General features: G+C 63.9%; 16 protein-coding genes and 1 pseudogene. 5 read left to right on the top strand and 12 right to left on the bottom strand.

What is annotated here, in order from left to right; genetic code table 11:
• Positions 1–327: 327 nt before the first annotated feature.
• The 4 genes and pseudogenes from fdxA to LOKO_RS14360 form a co-directional block, all read right to left on the bottom strand.
• Positions 328–651, bottom strand: coding sequence for a ferredoxin FdxA (gene fdxA, locus LOKO_RS14380; protein WP_043514074.1), 324 nt, complete (start codon positions 649–651; stop codon positions 328–330).
• A 304-nt stretch (positions 652–955) separates the two neighbouring features.
• The gene (mutS, locus tag LOKO_RS14370) at positions 956–3,532 is read right to left on the bottom strand and encodes a DNA mismatch repair protein MutS (protein WP_066450841.1); all 2,577 of its coding nucleotides are present in this window, start codon (positions 3,530–3,532) and stop codon (positions 956–958) included.
• A gap of 272 nt (positions 3,533–3,804) precedes the next feature.
• Positions 3,805–3,903: pseudogene (locus LOKO_RS19535) on the bottom strand (HTH-type transcriptional activator IlvY); the annotation flags it as partial.
• Between the two features lie 108 nt (positions 3,904–4,011).
• Positions 4,012–4,218 (bottom strand): hypothetical protein, encoded by a 207-nt coding sequence (locus tag LOKO_RS14360; protein ID WP_066450831.1) that lies wholly within the window; start codon positions 4,216–4,218, stop codon positions 4,012–4,014.
• A gap of 33 nt (positions 4,219–4,251) precedes the next feature.
• On the opposite strand from LOKO_RS14360, the gene LOKO_RS14355 reads away from it, so the two are divergent.
• The 5 genes from LOKO_RS14355 (at position 4,252) to LOKO_RS14335 (ending at position 8,180) form a co-directional block, all read left to right on the top strand.
• A complete protein-coding gene (locus LOKO_RS14355; RefSeq protein ID WP_066450829.1) occupies positions 4,252–4,794 on the top strand; it encodes a hypothetical protein in 543 nt (180 codons plus the stop codon).
• 102 nt (positions 4,795–4,896) lie between these two features.
• Complete coding sequence (locus LOKO_RS14350; protein ID WP_144439674.1) at positions 4,897–6,195, top strand: Glu/Leu/Phe/Val family dehydrogenase; 1,299 nt, start codon at positions 4,897–4,899, stop codon at positions 6,193–6,195.
• A gap of 101 nt (positions 6,196–6,296) precedes the next feature.
• The gene (locus tag LOKO_RS14345) at positions 6,297–7,064 is read left to right on the top strand and encodes a pseudouridine synthase (protein ID WP_066450827.1); all 768 of its coding nucleotides are present in this window, start codon (positions 6,297–6,299) and stop codon (positions 7,062–7,064) included.
• 22 nt (positions 7,065–7,086) lie between these two features.
• Complete coding sequence (gene tcdA, locus LOKO_RS14340) at positions 7,087–7,920, top strand: tRNA cyclic N6-threonylcarbamoyladenosine(37) synthase TcdA (RefSeq protein WP_066450825.1); 834 nt, start codon at positions 7,087–7,089, stop codon at positions 7,918–7,920.
• A 35-nt stretch (positions 7,921–7,955) separates the two neighbouring features.
• The gene (locus LOKO_RS14335; protein WP_066450822.1) at positions 7,956–8,180 is read left to right on the top strand and encodes a DUF1653 domain-containing protein; all 225 of its coding nucleotides are present in this window, start codon (positions 7,956–7,958) and stop codon (positions 8,178–8,180) included.
• 161 nt (positions 8,181–8,341) lie between these two features.
• Here LOKO_RS14335 and LOKO_RS14330 read toward each other — a convergent pair whose 3' ends face one another.
• The 8 genes from LOKO_RS14330 to lptF form a co-directional block, all read right to left on the bottom strand.
• Positions 8,342–9,109, bottom strand: coding sequence for an ABC transporter permease (locus LOKO_RS14330; RefSeq protein ID WP_201025329.1), 768 nt, complete (start codon positions 9,107–9,109; stop codon positions 8,342–8,344).
• 13 nt (positions 9,110–9,122) lie between these two features.
• A complete protein-coding gene (locus LOKO_RS14325) occupies positions 9,123–9,932 on the bottom strand; it encodes an ABC transporter ATP-binding protein (protein ID WP_066450819.1) in 810 nt (269 codons plus the stop codon).
• Between the two features lie 4 nt (positions 9,933–9,936).
• On the bottom strand, positions 9,937–10,986 hold the full coding sequence (locus LOKO_RS14320) for an ABC transporter substrate-binding protein (protein WP_083517603.1): 1,050 nt from the start codon (positions 10,984–10,986) through the stop codon (positions 9,937–9,939).
• A gap of 276 nt (positions 10,987–11,262) precedes the next feature.
• On the bottom strand, positions 11,263–11,745 hold the full coding sequence (gene bfr, locus LOKO_RS14315) for a bacterioferritin (RefSeq protein ID WP_066450816.1): 483 nt from the start codon (positions 11,743–11,745) through the stop codon (positions 11,263–11,265).
• 170 nt (positions 11,746–11,915) lie between these two features.
• Complete coding sequence (locus LOKO_RS14310) at positions 11,916–12,122, bottom strand: (2Fe-2S)-binding protein (RefSeq protein WP_066450813.1); 207 nt, start codon at positions 12,120–12,122, stop codon at positions 11,916–11,918.
• Positions 12,123–12,237: 115 nt separating this feature from the next.
• Positions 12,238–12,714, bottom strand: a complete 477-nt coding sequence (locus LOKO_RS14305; protein WP_066450804.1) for an RDD family protein — start codon at positions 12,712–12,714, stop codon at positions 12,238–12,240.
• Between the two features lie 6 nt (positions 12,715–12,720).
• Entirely contained in the window at positions 12,721–13,785 is a 1,065-nt protein-coding gene (gene lptG / locus LOKO_RS14300; RefSeq protein WP_066450802.1) for an LPS export ABC transporter permease LptG, read from the bottom strand.
• Entirely contained in the window at positions 13,785–14,864 is a 1,080-nt protein-coding gene (gene lptF, locus LOKO_RS14295; RefSeq protein WP_083517741.1) for an LPS export ABC transporter permease LptF, read from the bottom strand. Before lptF ends, lptG begins: the two co-directional genes overlap by 1 nt.
• Between the last annotated feature and the right edge of the window lie 16 nt (positions 14,865–14,880).

Genomic DNA, 14,880 nt, shown 5'->3' with positions numbered 1-14,880 from the left:
GGATCATTCGTGGGCGGGAGTTGCGCTGATCTGGGGAAATGCCACAATGCATGTGGGACAAGAGAGAGCGGGATGGCTCTCCGGCAGGATGCAAAACGGGATGCGTTAAAAGATGGTGCGCCAGGTGCGACAGGATGTGGCTACCGGGCAGGGACGTTACCAAAAGGAATTCGGACGGAGGGATCCGTCCAAGGATGAGCTGGGAGCCGGGCGGCCTGAGGGTCGCCTTTCAGCTGTGCATGATGCTTGAATATGCATGACACATGAAGGCAAAACGCCGGACGTTATCAACGTCCGGCGTTTTCTTGTTCGCTCGATGCACTCGAATCAGCGTTCCAGATGCTGCAACTTACCCGGCTTGCCATCCCACTCTTCGGCATCGGCGGGCGGGTCTTTCTTCTCGGCAATGTTGGGCCAGACCTCTGAGAGCTCGGCGTTGATGGCGATGAACTCCTCCTGCCCCTCCGGCAACTCGTCCTCGGCGAAGATGGCCTCCGCCGGGCACTCCGGTTCGCACAGGGCGCAGTCAATGCATTCGTCCGGGTGGATGACCAGGAAGTTAGGACCTTCATAGAAACAGTCCACCGGGCAGACTTCGACACAGTCGGTGTACTTGCACTTGATGCAGTTCTCGGTGACGACAAATGTCATGCCTGTCTCCCTCCTCGGGGCCGGGGTGTGCGGTGCCCGGTCTGGTGATGATTGAGCATCAGGCCGATAGGCCTGATGGTTATAAAAAAATCCGTTTATATAATCTGCTTTCGGATAAACGCTTCATTCTAGTCATGCGCCACCGCGGGGGCAAGCCGGCTAGGGAAATGCTGAACAAATCGACGAGCGAGATGAAGCACAAGGCGCACGGAGCACAGGAACCGGAGCATATGGGGTATATGTGAGGATTCCGAGCACCGCGTAACGAAGTGATTCGCTCGCACAGTCATTTGTGCAGTGTTTCCTAGACGCGTTCGCGCCATTCATAGAGTAACTCCAGCGCCTGCCGCGGGGTCAGCGCATCGGGGTCCAGCCCCGCCAGCGCCTCGAGCAGCGGGTGCGGTGCCGTGGCGAACAGGTCGGTCTGCAGCGGGGCCGGCTCGCCGTTGCTGCGCAGTGGCAGGCGGCTGCCCTGGTCGACCTCCTGCTGCTCCAGCTGTGCCAGCTTCTCCCGAGCCCGGGCGATCACTCCCTGGGGGACGCCGGCCAGTTGGGCCACCTGGAGGCCGTAGCTCTGGCTGGCGGGTCCGTCTTCCACCCGGTGCATGAAGACGATGCCGTCCCTGTGCTCGGCGGCGGTGAGGTGGACATTGGCCACCCCTTCGGCCTGCTCGGCCAGGGCGGTCATCTCGAAGTAGTGGGTGGCGAACAGCGTGAAGGCCCGGCTCCGGGTCAGGTGCTCGGCGCTGGCCCAGGCCAGCGACAGGCCGTCGAAGGTGCTGGTGCCCCGCCCGATTTCGTCCATCAGCACCAGGCTCTGCTCGGTGGCATTGTGCAGGATGCTGGCGGTCTCGGTCATCTCCACCATGAAGGTCGAGCGGCCCCCGGCGAGATCGTCGCTGGAGCCGATGCGGGTAAAGATGCGGTCCACGGGGCCGACGCGGGCCGCATCGGCGGGGACGAAGCTGCCGGTATGGGCCAGCAGGGTGATCAGTGCCGCCTGGCGCATGTAGGTGGACTTGCCGCCCATGTTGGGGCCGGTGATGACCAGCATCCTGCGGCTGTCGTCCATGACCAGGTCGTTGGGCACGAAGGGGGTGTCGCTGACCTGCTCCACGACCGGGTGCCGGCCGCCGCGGATCTCGATGCCGGGGGTGTCGAGCAGCTGTGGGCGCTCGAAGCCGAGCGCCTGGGCGCGCTCGGCAAAGGTGGCCAGCACATCCAGCGACGCCAGTGCCTGGCCGGTGGCCTGCAGCGCGCCCAACTCGGCGTTGAGCGCATCGAGCAGGCTCTCGTAGAGCAGCTTCTCCCGGGCCAGGGCGCGGGACTTGGCCGACAGCGCCTTGTCCTCGAACTCCTTGAGTTCGGGAATGATGAAGCGCTCGGCATTCTTCAGCGTCTGGCGGCGGACATAGTCGACCGGGGCGTCCTGGGCCTGGGCGCGGGGGATCTCGATATAGTAGCCGTGTACCCGGTTGTAGCCCACCTTGAGGCCGGGCAGGCCGGTGCGCTCGCGCTCCCGGAGTTCCAGCTTGATCAGGTAGTCGCCGGCGTGTTCGGCCAGGCCGCGGTACTCGTCGAGTTCGGCGTCGTAGCCCTCGCGGATCACGCCGCCATCACGGATCACCACCGGCGGGTTGTCCATCAGCCCGCGGCTCAGGGTGTCGGCCAGTTCGGGATAGGGGCGGATATGGTGCTGAAGATCGTCCAGGGCGGTGCCGTCGCTGAAGGCACTCAGCTCCTGCTGCAGCGCCGGGAGCGCGAGCAGGGCGTCACGCAGCCGGGCGAGGTCCCGGGGCCGGGCGCTGTAGAGTGCCACCCGGGCCAGGATGCGCTCCACGTCGCCGATGGCCTTGAGCAGCTCGCGCAGCGTGACGAAGGCCTCCTGGTCGAGCAGCAGGGCGACCGCCGCCTGGCGATTCTGGACCAGGGCGCGGTCCCGCAGCGGACGGTTGAGCCAGCGCTTGAGCAGTCGCGACCCCATGGCGGTGGCGGAGGTATCGAGTACGCTGGCCAGGGTGTTGTCGGCGGTGCCGCCGAGGTTGGTATCGATTTCCAGGTTGCGCCGGCTGGCGGCATCGATCACCACGGCATCGTCCCGGCTCTCCACGCCCAGCGCGGTGACATGGGGCAGGCGCGAGCGCTGGGTGTCACGGGCGTATTCGATCAGCACGCCGGCGGCGGTGATGGCGGCCTCGAGATGGGCGCAGCCGAAGCCGCGCAGGTCCTGGCACTGGAACTGGTCGCACAGGGTGCGGGTGGCGCCGTCGTGGTCGAACAGCCAGTCGCTCTGGCGGCGCAGGCCGCGGCGCCCGTCCAGGGCCGGTGGCAGGGTCAGGCTCTCCGGCACCAGCAGTTCGGCGGGGTCGAGGCGCTGGAGCTCGGCCAGCATCTCGCTCTCGCCTTCCACTTCGAGCACGCTGAAGCGGCCGCTGGAGAGTTCCAGCCAGGCCAGCCCCCAGCAGATACCCAGCGGATGTACGGCCACCAGCAGGTTGTCGCGGCGGGCATCGAGCAGCGCCTCGTCGTAGAGGGTCCCGGGGGTGACGATTCGCACCACCTTGCGCTCGACCGGACCCTTGCTGGTGGCCGGGTCGCCGAACTGCTCGCAGATGGCCACCGACTCGCCGGCCTTGACCAGGCGGGCGAGGTAGCCTTCGGCGCTATGGTAGGGCACCCCGGCCATGGGAATCGGCTTGCCCGCTGACTGGCCGCGCTGGGTCAGGGTTATGTCCAGCAGCGCCGCGGCGCGCTTGGCGTCGTCGAAGAACAGCTCGTAGAAATCGCCCATTCGGTAGAAGAGCAGCACCTCCGGATGCTCGCGCTTGATCCTGAGATATTGGGTCATCATGGGCGTATGCTGGGCGCTGGCCTGTGACATGGTGGTCCTGTGCTGAGCGGTCGGTTCCGGATCTCTGACGCGGCGATGGTGCCACGGCCTGCATATCGCAGACAAAGGCGCTATTGTACGCAAAAGTCTATCCCTGCGCGCGGCCGGCGTCAGGGGCCGGCCACCACTCTTGAAGGAGCGATACCATGGCTCATCGTGCGGCCAGCCTGGCCAATCTCGACCTGATCACCCTTGCCGAGCGCCTGGGACGCCGCTGCCGGGAACATGGCTTGAGCGTTACCGCTGCCGAGTCCTGCACCGGCGGGGGCGATGAAGACCAGCGGCGAGCGAGTCAGCGACTTGAAGGCCAGCGGACCGGGCACGCTACGGGGGCGAGGAGTGATCGCCATGTCGAGGTCTCCGAAGGTGCCACCACCACCCTGGGCGCCTACGAACCCCGCTGGAAATAGGAGCAGATACGTCATGTCGACTTCCCCTACCCTGCAGCTGTCGCTGGGCCCGGTGCTGTTCTACTGGACCGCGAGGATGACGACAGCGCAGGCAATCTGGACGCCCGGATCGCCGACTTCCTCGAACCCGGCGAATACCAGCTCACCGCCCGCACCGCCTATGGGCAGGAGAGCGGCCTCTACACCCTTACCGTTGAGCCTCATGAGCTCGCCGACGGCGCTTCCCTGCGCAACAGTGGTGAACTGGCGATCGACGAGCCGCTTCAAGGCTGGCTCAGTGGCGAAGCGCTGGAATACCAGTTGATCCTCGAAGCCCCTGTCTTCGTCACCATCGACATGCTTTCCGACGACTTCGATGCCTTTCTCGAACTGCACGGCGAGGGGGTCTCCACCAGCGACGACGACGGCGGCGAAGGGCTCAATGCGCGCATCCGCTACAACCTGGGACCGGGCAGCTACACCGTTATCGCCCGCGGCCACGCCTTCAGCGGCAGTGGACTGTTCGAGCTCAAGGCCACCGCAGTGGAACTCGACGAGCTCCCTGATGACGGCCAACTGCCCATCGGCCAGCCCATCGAAGCCTGGCTGGAAGCGGGAGCCCGAGACGCATACACCTTTCGACTGGATGAAGCCGGCATCTACCGCCTGGACATGATGTCCAGCGACCTGGATGCTTTCCTGGAGCTGGAGGGGGAAGGGCTTTTCCTGAGCGACGACGACGGCGGCAACAACCTTGATGCCCGTATCGAGGCCCACCTGGAGCCCGGCGAGTACCGCGCCATTGCACGCGGCTTCAACAACCGCGACAGCGGCGCTTATGTACTGAGCCTGAGCGCCGAATAGCCCCCGGCTGCATGATGACTGCCTCATCCTCCCTGTCGGGGCGAGTGGCTGCTACGCTTTGCTGTATCAGCCACTATCCAGACGCACCAATGGAGGATGACGATGTCACGGCAAATGGATCATGCCAATCTCTTCGACGATGCCCGCTCGCGCCTGGAGGACGTCTTCCAGGCGCTGGACGTCCATGACGACGTCATCGAGCGCCTGATGCAACCCAGTCTTGCACTACAGGTGAGCGTGTCAGTGCGCATGGATGACGGCCGGCTGCGCGTCTTTCCCGGCTGGCGTGTCCAATATGACACCACGCTGGGCCCGGCCAAGGGTGGCATTCGCTTCCACCCCGACGTCGATCAATTGGAGGTAACCACGCTGAGCTTCTGGATGGCGGTGAAATGTGCCGTCGTCGACCTGCCCTATGGTGGCGGCAAGGGCGGGGTCAAGGTCGACCCCAAGCAGCTCTCTCGTCTCGAGCTTGAACGGCTGGCGCGGGGCTATATTCGTGCCATTGCCGATGTAATGGGCCCCCGCCGTGACATCCCCGCACCGGACGTCAACACCAACGCCACGGTGATGGGCTGGATGGCCGACGAGTACGACCACCTCGTGCGCGGCAAGGAGCCGGCCGCGATTACCGGCAAGCCACCGGCGCTGGGCGGCTCCCTCGGACGGGTGGCGGCCACCGGGCGCGGCGCCCTGCATGTGCTGGACCAGTGGGCCAAGCGTGAGCAGCGCAAGCCCGAAGACACCACGCTAGCCATTCAGGGCTTCGGCAATGCCGCCTACCACTTCGCCAGGCTGGCCCATGAGCGCGGCTATCGCATCGTGGCCCTTTCCGACTCGGGAGGCGCCATCTACAGCGAGGAAGGGCTGGACCCTGAACCGATCATGCAGCAGAAGACCAAGAACCAACGTCTGCATGACCTCGTCTATTGCGATGAATCGGTCTGTATCGCCGAAGATGCCGAGCACCTCGACCGAGACGACCTGTTGACACTGGATGTCGACGTGCTGGTGCTCGCAGCACTCGAGGATCAGATTCACGAGGACAATGTGGACCAGGTGAAGGCCAAGGCTTTGCTCGAGATCGCCAATGGCCCCGTGACCAGCAAGGGCGAGGCGGCTCTCGCCGAGCGTGACATTCCGGTCCTGCCGGACGTACTCGCCAATACCGGCGGCGTCATCGTCAGCTACTACGAGTGGGTGCAGAATCGTACCGGCGAACGCTGGTCAGAGGAAACCGTCAACGAGCGCCTGGCCGAGCGGCTCGAAGCTCAGGGGCGGCTGGTGCTGGAGCGGGCCGAGAAGGAGGGAATTTCCTACCGGCAGGCTGCCTATCGCCAGGGTATTGAACGCATCGCCCATGGCATCCTTCAACGGGGCAACTGTCAGGACAGCGAATGATGACATGCACGACCGCCCTGGCATCAAGGTGAAAAGCATCGAGGTGACAACGCTTCTCAGGACGGCGACAATGGCGACCCCGTTTCATGAGCCAGGCTGACATGTCGGAAGCGCTGACGATTCTCCATCAGGACGAGCACCTGGTCGCCGTGCATAAGCCGGCAGGCCTGCTGGTGCATCGCTCTGCCCTGGCCCGAGGTGAACGCGAATTCCTGCTGCAGCGACTGCGCGACCAGCTCGGCCAGCGGGTCTATCCGGTACACCGCCTTGACCGCCCCACCTCGGGGGCGATGATCTTCGCCCTGTCAAAGGCGGCGGCAGCCCGGCTCGCGGACGCCTTTACCGAGCGCCGGGTCACCAAGCGCTACCTGGCGGTGGTTCGCGGCGTCGGCCCCGAGCACGATTGGCTCGACTACCCCCTGCGCGAAGAGGATGGCACCCGCCCCAAGGCGGAAATGCCGGCCATGGAGGCGCTAACCGAAGTCAGGCGGCTCGACAGCGTCGAGCTGCCGGTGCAGGTGGACCGCTACCCCCAGAGCCGCTACTCGTTAATGCAGGCATCGCCCGTGACCGGGCGCCGCCACCAGATACGCCGCCACCTGTCGCAGCGGGGCTATCCCATCATCGGCGACGCCAAGCACGGCAAGGGCAACCACAACCGCTTCTTCAAGGAGCGGCTGGCGTGTCCGCGGCTGCTGCTGGCCGCCGTGTGCCTCGCCTTCGATCATCCGTTCGAAGCGTATCGCCTGACCTTGAGCTGCGCCCTGGACGCCCCCATGTCGGCCCTGTTCGAGCGCTTTGGCTGGGGCGGCCACCTGCCGGTGAACGGCACCAGCCTCAGCGCCCCCAACCTCGAACCCTCCGCCTGACAAAGAGTCCGAACCATCGATCATGACAGCCCCTTTATCGAGCCACGCCGACCCCGCCAGCCAGCATGACCACGACCTCCGTTTCGGCGGCATCCGCCGGCTTTACGGCTCCCGTGCCGCCGAGCGCTTTCGTACCGCCCATGTGGTGGTGGTGGGCGTCGGCGGCGTAGGTAGTTGGGCGGTGGAGGCACTGGCACGCTCGGGCATCGGCAAGCTCACGCTGATCGACCTGGACGATGTCTGCATCTCCAATGTCAATCGCCAGCTCCACGCCCTGGACGGTACCATCGGGCGACCCAAGGTAGAGGTCCTGGCCGAGCGCTGTCGGGCGATCCAGCCGGGTATCCAGGTGGTGGCGGACACCGCCTTCGTCACCCCAACCAACCTGGCCGAGCGCATTCCCCAGGACGCCGACCATGTGGTGGATGCCATCGACAGCGTGCTGGCCAAGGCCGCCCTGATCGCCTGGTGCAAGCGGCGCAAGCTGCCGATCACGGTGACCGGTGCCGCAGGCGGCCAGACCGACCCGACACGCATCCGCATAGCGGATCTCAGCCGCACGGAGCACGACCCGCTGCTGGCCAAGGTTCGCGCACGCCTGCGGCGCGACTTCGGTTTCTCGCGCAACCCCAAGCGCCGCTTCTCGGTGGAGTGCGTCTATTCCGACGAGCAGTTGGTCTATCCGGACAGCGATGGCGAGGTATGCTTTCAGAAGCCGGGCACCGGCGAATCGACGCGACTCGACTGCGCCTCGGGCTTCGGCGCCGCCACCTTCGTCACCGGCAGCTTCGGTTTCACGGCCGTCTCGCGGGTGTTGGCCAGGCTGGCCCGGCTATCCGCCACACCCGGCGAGTGACCCTCCCTACCCCACCTCATTGCATGGAGACTCCAATGACAAGCCCCCACCCCGTTCCCGGCATCTACAGCCACTACAAGGGCAACCGCTACGAGGTGCTGGGTGTCGCCCATCACAGCGAAACCGAGGAGCCCCTGGTGCTCTATCGCGCCCTCTACGGCGAGTACGGCCTGTGGGTGCGGCCGCTCGCCATGTTCACCGAGACCGTCGAGGTCCAGGGCGAACCGGTGCCGCGTTTCGACCTGGAGAAGGCGTTCTAGCTGAGGTAAGCGTGGATTCCCGTAACGAGCGAAGAGAGGCTGGCCGCCGCCGGAACGGAGCAACCGGAGTTGACTGGCTGCTCAATGAGGATTGCGACGGTCCGACGCTTCGGTACCGCCGGCGGCCAGGATATCGAGCGCAGTAGGGAAGGCACCTTACCTTAACGTTGGCCGCGATGTGCCCACCCCGTCATCCGCTTCTCCAGCACGGCAAACAGCTCATACATCACCATCGCCATGGCGCTGATCACGATAAGCCCGGCGAACACCAGCCCCATGCGCATCTGCGAGCCGGCGCTCATCATCAGGTAGCCGATACCCTGGTTGGAGGCCACCGTCTCGGACACTACGGTGCCGACGAAGGCCAGGGTGATGGCCACCTTCAGCGAGGCGAAAAAGTATGGCAGCGAGCGCGGCATGCCTACCTTGAGCAGCACGTCGAGGCGCTTCGCCCCAAGCACCCGCAGCACGTCCTCCATTTCCGGTTCCAGGGTGGCAAGCCCGGTGGCCACGTTGACCACGATGGGGAAGAAGCAGATCAGGAAGGCGGTGAGGATCGCCGGCACCGAGCCGATGCCGAACCACACCACCAGAATCGGCACGAAGGCGACCTTGGGAATGGCGTTGAAGCCCACCAGCAGCGGATAGCAGGCGTGATAGAGGAATTTTGATGAGCCGATGATGAAGCCCAGCAAGAGGCCTACCGCCACGCCGATGCCAAAGCCCACCATGGTGGTCCAGAAGGTCTGCCAGGAGTGCATGCCGATGGGGCCGGCGTAGGTCACCAGGGCCTGAGCCGTGGCCCAGGCACCGGGGAAAATGAACTCCGGCACGTCAAGCAGACGCACTGTGACTTCCCAGATCACCACCAGGATCGCCACCGCCGCCCAGGGTGCGATCCGCTGACGGCTCTTTTCACTCAGTTGCATGTCACGTCCTCGATCAGGTGGCGCGGATCTCGCCGATCTGCTTGCGCAGGCTCTGCACCATGCCGGTGAACGGCTCTTCGTAGGTGATTGCCAGTTCACGCGGGCGCGGCAGGTCGATGGTGCGCCGCTCGATGATGCGTCCCGGACGTCGACTCATCACGTAGACAGTGTCGGCCAGGAAGGCCGCCTCGCGCAGGTCATGGGTTACCAGCACCACCGTGAAGCGCTGGGCTTCCCACAGGTCGCGCAGTACGCACCACAGCTCCTCGCGGGTGAAGGCGTCCAGGGCAGCGAAGGGTTCATCGAGCATCAGCAGCCGCGGGCGGTGGATCAGCGCCCGGCAGATCGACGCCCGCTGCTGCATGCCGCCGGAGAGCTGCCAGGGAAACTGGTCCTCGTAGCCCTCCAGGCCCACGGTGCGCAAGAGGTCCCGGGCCCAGCCGACGAACTCGGCCCGGCGCTTGCGGAACTGCGAGCGGTAGGGCTTGACGATCTCCAGCGGCAGCAGGACGTTGTCCAGGGTGGTACGCCAGGGCAGCAGGTTGGCATTCTGGAAGGCCATGCCCGAGATCTTCAGCGGACCGCCCACCGGCGTGCCATCGACCCTTACCTGACCGGCCGTGGGGCCATGCAGCCCGGTACACAGTTTCATGAAGGTCGACTTGCCACAGCCACTGGGGCCGACGAAGGCGACGAACTCCCCCTCCTCGATGGTCAGCGAAATGTCCTCGATGGCGTTGCCCGAATCGTCATAGGCCAGGCTCACCTGATCGAAAGCGACAAAAGGTACGTCGGCGGGTTGCTTCAGGGATGCTTCCGGCATACCGCTACTCCACCCGATCGGCAAAGATCATCCGTTCATCCTGGGGCGGCAGGAAGCGTGAGGTAAAGACCCGCTCGGTTTCCGGTACCGACGGCAGCTCATAGGCGTCGGCCACCAATTGAATGGCGTTGCGCAGGCGTTCCTCGTCCACCGCCCCGGCGCCGTTGGCACGGGCATCCTCGGTATCGATCACGCTGTCGATGGCAAGCCTGAGGCGCCGGGTCTCCATCTCCCTGTCGATCAGAGAGTCGCGATTGTAGACATAGTCAATGGCGCCATCCGGGTCGGCCAGGGTCTCCTCCAAGGCGCGGTTGAAGGCGCGCAGGAAGCCCTCTACGGCTTCCGGGTTCTCCTCGGAGAAGGCCTCGCTGGCAATGATGGCATTGCCATAGAGCGGCACGCCATAGTCGGGGAACGGCATGATGGTGAGTTCCTCTTCACTCATTCCACGCCCTTCCAGGTTGAGCAGGCTGGTGAAGTAGAAGCCCGTGATCGCATCCACATCACCGCGTACCAGCAGGGTCTCGCGGAGGGTCGGATCGACGTTCTGCCACTCGACATCGTCGGCATCGAGGACGTTGGCCGCGGCGAAGATGCCCCAGGCCCGGTAGCCGGTATCGAAGGCCGGCGCGGCGATGGCCTTTCCGGCGAGGTCCGCGGGGGATTCGATATCGCGGTCCTTGCGCGCGAATACCGAGGCCGGACTGCCGTCATACACCACGTAGACGCCCTGGATGCCTGGCCCATCAGGATTCTCGGCGAGAAACTCCACCAGAGCGTTGAGGTCCCCGAAGCCCATCTCGTAGGCGCCGGAAGCAACCCGGTTGATGGCACCGGCGGAACCGCTGCCGGAATCGACTTCGACCCTCAGCCCCTCCTCGGCAAAGTAGCCGCGCTCCACGGCCATCAGGAAGGGAGCCGAAGGGCCCTCGAAGCGCCAGTCGAGTTGGAAACGGATGCGGGTCTCATCGGCCTGGGCCAGCGATGCGCCGACCAAGGACAGACCAAGTGCGCCGACCAGCAGGCCGGTGGAGCGGGACAGGGAAGGGTTCATCAAGGCTGCCTCTCAGTTTATGGTTATGATTGTAATATGCAGTTTTCCTGCCAATATTCTTGATACTGGCTGATGCCCCTGCAATGAGCCTTCTCACAGGCAGGAGCGGTCAGCAAGAGCAACATACTGGTGCAGTATGTAACGATTTGCACACCCACATGCACCAGCGTAGATCATTGACGAAGGTTGCCAAGTGCCGTTATCAAGTGACGTGGGGAGGCCATAAACGCCACCGGCGCCTCATGGGCGCCGGTGTGGGTCTCTCTTGCAGGCAGGTTACTCGTCGCCGGCTTCCTGCATCTGCTTGAGCAGGTAGTTCTCGATGCCGACCTTGTCGATCAGGCCGAGTTCGGTCTCGATGTGATCGATGTGGTCCTCTTCGTCGGCGAGGATTTGACGGAAAAGGTCACGGCTCACGTAGTCCTTGACCTGCTCGCAATAGGCGATGGCGTCGATGTAGTCCTGACGCCCCTCGTGCTCGATCTTCAGGTCGCTCTCGAGCATCTCACGCACGTTCTCGCCGATATGCAGCTTGCCAAGATCCTGCAGGTTGGGCAGGCCCTCGAGAAACAGGATTCGCTCGATCAACTTGTCGGCGTGTTGCATCTCTTCGATGGACTCGTCGTACTCCCACTTGGCCAGCGCCTTGAAACCCCAGTCCTTGTACATCTTTGCATGCAGGAAATACTGATTGATGGCCACCAGCTCGTTGCCGAGGGCCTTGTTGAGGTATTCGATAACCTTGGCGTCGCCTTTCATGGCATCTCTCCATTGTCGTCAGGATTCGGGGGACTAGTCAGTATTGGGTACACAGACGAGAAAGTCCAATAGCGACAGGGAGTTGGAGAAAGGACAACAATAATGATAGCGATTGGCATCAGGCCCGGAGGCGACGAAAAAAGATCCTTCCACCAGCGCAAGACCGAAGGCTACACGGCATAGGCCAAGTCGGCTGCCGAAGCCGACATTTCTGAGCGGATGGCATCGCGGGTGATGGCCTTGGCCACAGAAGCGCACTTGCCGCACTGGGTTGCACAGCCGGTCTCGCACTGTACCTCGCGCCAGCTGCGGGCACCGTCTTCAACGGTCGCGCGGATCTTGTGGTCGGATACGCCCTTGCAGAGACATACGTACATTTGCCATCACCTCTTCATAGCCTACAGAGTTAATGTAAATGATTCGCATAGCCTATCGCAAGTGGAAATCGCGTATTTTTTGACCGACATCATGTCTACCGCCTGCAGGACGGTGCTAACCGGCGGCCTTGGGCACCACCACCACACGGGTTCCTGAGGCAATATCCGACCAGCTGCGCTTCTGCTCGTCGAAGAGAATCCACCAGTAGCCAAGACCAAAAGCCGCCAGCGACACCCAGGCCACCAGATAGCGCACCAGGCTCTGGGTCCAGGTGATAGAGAGTCCGGTGTCGGTCTGCACGCGCAGACGCCAGGCCTGCATCCCGAGGGTCATCCCGCCACGGGTCCAGGAGAAGGCGAAGAAGGCGTAGGCGCTGAGCGCCAGGGCAAGGCGTAGCGAGAGCACCTGCGCCAGGTCATCCCCTACCGTTTCAGGCGGCTGCTCCAGTACCAATCTCACCCAGGCCACGTGGGCGGTAGTGATGCCGATCCAGATAGCCAGCACCAGCAGCCCGTCATACACCATGGCACCCAGTCGCTTGGCCAGGCCGGCCGGCCATACCTCGTCAAGCTTGTCGAAACGTCGTCGCATAGACTCCTAGCCTGTTCGTCGCAGGAAATAGAACCCCAGGGCCGCACTGATCAGGGTTGGCGCCAGCACCGCCCATATCGGCGAAAAACCGAATACCGTAGATGCCGGCGCCAGAAGATCCTGCAGGTACTTGAAACACAGCCCGGTCACCACGCCATAGAAGACCCGCGTTCCGGCAGCAACGGTACGCAAGGGGCCAAAGACAAAGGAAGCTGCCACCAACACCAGCGATGCCATGGTCAGCGGCATCAGCATTTTCTGCCAGAAATAAAGCAGCGGCTGCGTGGCCTGGAGACCCTGATCGTTCAGGAAACGGGCATAGGCCCAGAGTTCGCTGGGTGCCTGGCTGTTGATGGGGCGCAGCAAACGGTTGAGCTGGGCCGGCGTCAGGCTGGTTTCCCACTCCTGCTCGGCCAGGTGCTCGGCCTCGGTACGCCCTTCCTCGAAGCGCGTCATGGCCACATCCTCGAGCACCCAGGCGCCGTCACGCCAGACGGCACGCTCGGCCACGGTCGCTTCGCGAAGTTGGCGGCCCTCGAAGCGGTATCGGGTCAAGTCGACCACGGTATCGTCGGCACGGATGGCGCCGAAGCGATAGACGCTGTCACCCTCGCGCTGCCAGCCGCCGCGCTGCATCACCACCGCGCCTTCACCCTGCATCTGTTCCAGTCGCCAGGCACTGGCAAACTGCTCGGTGCGCGGGCTGATGTACTCGGCCACGATCAACACCACCGCCACCACCAGTATTATCGGCTTCATGACGCCCCAGAGAATCCGGGTCAGTGAACGTCCCGCGGCACGCATCACCGTCAGTTCGTTACTCGATGCCATGCTGCCCAGGCCGATCAGGGCGCCGATTAGCACCCCCACCGGGGCGTATTGATAGAAGCGCCAGGGCAGACGCATGATCAGGTAAAGCAGCACCTGGAAGGCACCGTAATCGCCTTCCACATCGTCCAGGTCATTGATGTAGGAAATCACCAGGTCGAGACCCAGCAGCACCACCTGGACAACAAGGATGGCACCCAGCACATTGCGCGCGATATAGCGGTCGAGGCGATCCGTTACCATCAGCGCATACCCTTCTTCTGGGCACGCACCATCATGCCCAGGCCGAGCGCCAGAAAGGCGGCATGAATGGGCCACATGCCGATCGCAGCCGGCAACGACCCACGCCCGATGGCATCCAGCGCTGCCAGCAGCAGGCTCAAGTAGCAGACATGCAGAAAGATGGCAGGCAGCAGCTTGGCGAAGCGCCCCTGGCGCGGATTGACCCGGGACAGCGGCATCGCCATCAAGGTCAGGATGAATACCATTATTGGCAGAGAGAGCCGCCACTGCAGCTGTGCCCTTGCCTGGCTGGAGTCATCGCTCACCAGCTCCCTCGTGGTGGCGTAATCGACCGATTCCAGATCACGCCGGTCCCCCCCCAGCGCAAGCCTTACGGCATAGGTGGCAAACTGGAGCCGTTCGGCCTCGAATCGCCCCGGATCGACGCTATAACGCTCGCCGTCGGCCAGCACCAGGAACCGGCTGCCGGTCTCCGGGTCCACGGTCTGGTATCCGCTTGCCGCCCGTGTCACGGCTCGCTCGGGGGTGCCGTCCCGCCTGCGCTGGTTTTCGCTGATAAAGACCTCCTGCATGCGGCTGCCATCGTCACTGAACGACTCAGTGTAGGCGGTACGTCCGCCACCGAAGTCCTGGAAACGCCCCGGCGCCAGGGCAGTAAAGTCGAGCCTGCTGCGCTGGTCTTCCAGCATCACGGCATTGTGCAGCGCTCCGGCGGGGGTCAGCCACAGGCTGCACAATCCTACCAGGACCGCGACCAGAGTGGCCGGAACCAGGCTGACCTGCAGTAGCCGCGCCGGGCTGGTACCGCAGGCGACCAGCACGGTGATCTCGCTGTTCAGGTAGAGCTGCCCATAGGCGAGCAGGATCCCGAGAAAGAACGCCAGTGGCAGAATCAGCTCGAGAAAGCCCGGCAGGTGGAACAGCATCAAGTTGCCGAGAATGCTCGCAGGGATGTCCCCCTCCGCCGCATCGGCAAAATAGCGGATGAAGCGGCTACCCATGATGACCAGCAGAAGAACGCCGGCAACGGCGGCCATCGTCAGGAGAATCTCGCGGGTCAGGTAACGAAAAATGATCATGCAGCCGTCTTCCATG

Origin of the sequence: Halomonas chromatireducens, from assembly GCF_001545155.1 — a bacterium.
Taxonomy (GTDB): Bacteria; Pseudomonadota; Gammaproteobacteria; order Pseudomonadales; family Halomonadaceae; genus Halomonas; species Halomonas chromatireducens.
The sequence above is the reverse complement of the archived record's forward strand: the minus strand, read 5'-3'. Positions and strand labels throughout refer to the sequence as shown.

What these genes read in the sequence shown, in the direction of transcription:
- bfr (WP_066450816.1), bottom strand. Translation starts at nt 11,745, where the DNA reads ATGAAAGGCGACGCCAAGGTTATCGAATACCTCAACAAGGCCCTCGGC.
- LOKO_RS14325 (WP_066450819.1), bottom strand. Translation starts at nt 9,932, where the DNA reads ATGCCGGAAGCATCCCTGAAGCAACCCGCCGACGTACCTTTTGTCGCT.
- LOKO_RS14310 (WP_066450813.1), bottom strand. Translation starts at nt 12,122, where the DNA reads ATGTACGTATGTCTCTGCAAGGGCGTATCCGACCACAAGATCCGCGCG.
- lptG (WP_066450802.1), bottom strand. Translation starts at nt 13,785, where the DNA reads ATGGTAACGGATCGCCTCGACCGCTATATCGCGCGCAATGTGCTGGGT.
- LOKO_RS14305 (WP_066450804.1), bottom strand. Translation starts at nt 12,714, where the DNA reads ATGCGACGACGTTTCGACAAGCTTGACGAGGTATGGCCGGCCGGCCTG.
- LOKO_RS14330 (WP_201025329.1), bottom strand. Translation starts at nt 9,109, where the DNA reads ATGCAACTGAGTGAAAAGAGCCGTCAGCGGATCGCACCCTGGGCGGCG.
- lptF (WP_083517741.1), bottom strand. Translation starts at nt 14,864, where the DNA reads ATGATCATTTTTCGTTACCTGACCCGCGAGATTCTCCTGACGATGGCC.
- LOKO_RS14345 (WP_066450827.1), top strand. Translation starts at nt 6,297, where the DNA reads ATGTCGGAAGCGCTGACGATTCTCCATCAGGACGAGCACCTGGTCGCC.
- LOKO_RS14335 (WP_066450822.1), top strand. Translation starts at nt 7,956, where the DNA reads ATGACAAGCCCCCACCCCGTTCCCGGCATCTACAGCCACTACAAGGGC.
- tcdA (WP_066450825.1), top strand. Translation starts at nt 7,087, where the DNA reads ATGACAGCCCCTTTATCGAGCCACGCCGACCCCGCCAGCCAGCATGAC.
- LOKO_RS14320 (WP_083517603.1), bottom strand. Translation starts at nt 10,986, where the DNA reads ATGAACCCTTCCCTGTCCCGCTCCACCGGCCTGCTGGTCGGCGCACTT.
- LOKO_RS14350 (WP_144439674.1), top strand. Translation starts at nt 4,897, where the DNA reads ATGTCACGGCAAATGGATCATGCCAATCTCTTCGACGATGCCCGCTCG.
- fdxA (WP_043514074.1), bottom strand. Translation starts at nt 651, where the DNA reads ATGACATTTGTCGTCACCGAGAACTGCATCAAGTGCAAGTACACCGAC.
- mutS (WP_066450841.1), bottom strand. Translation starts at nt 3,532, where the DNA reads ATGTCACAGGCCAGCGCCCAGCATACGCCCATGATGACCCAATATCTC.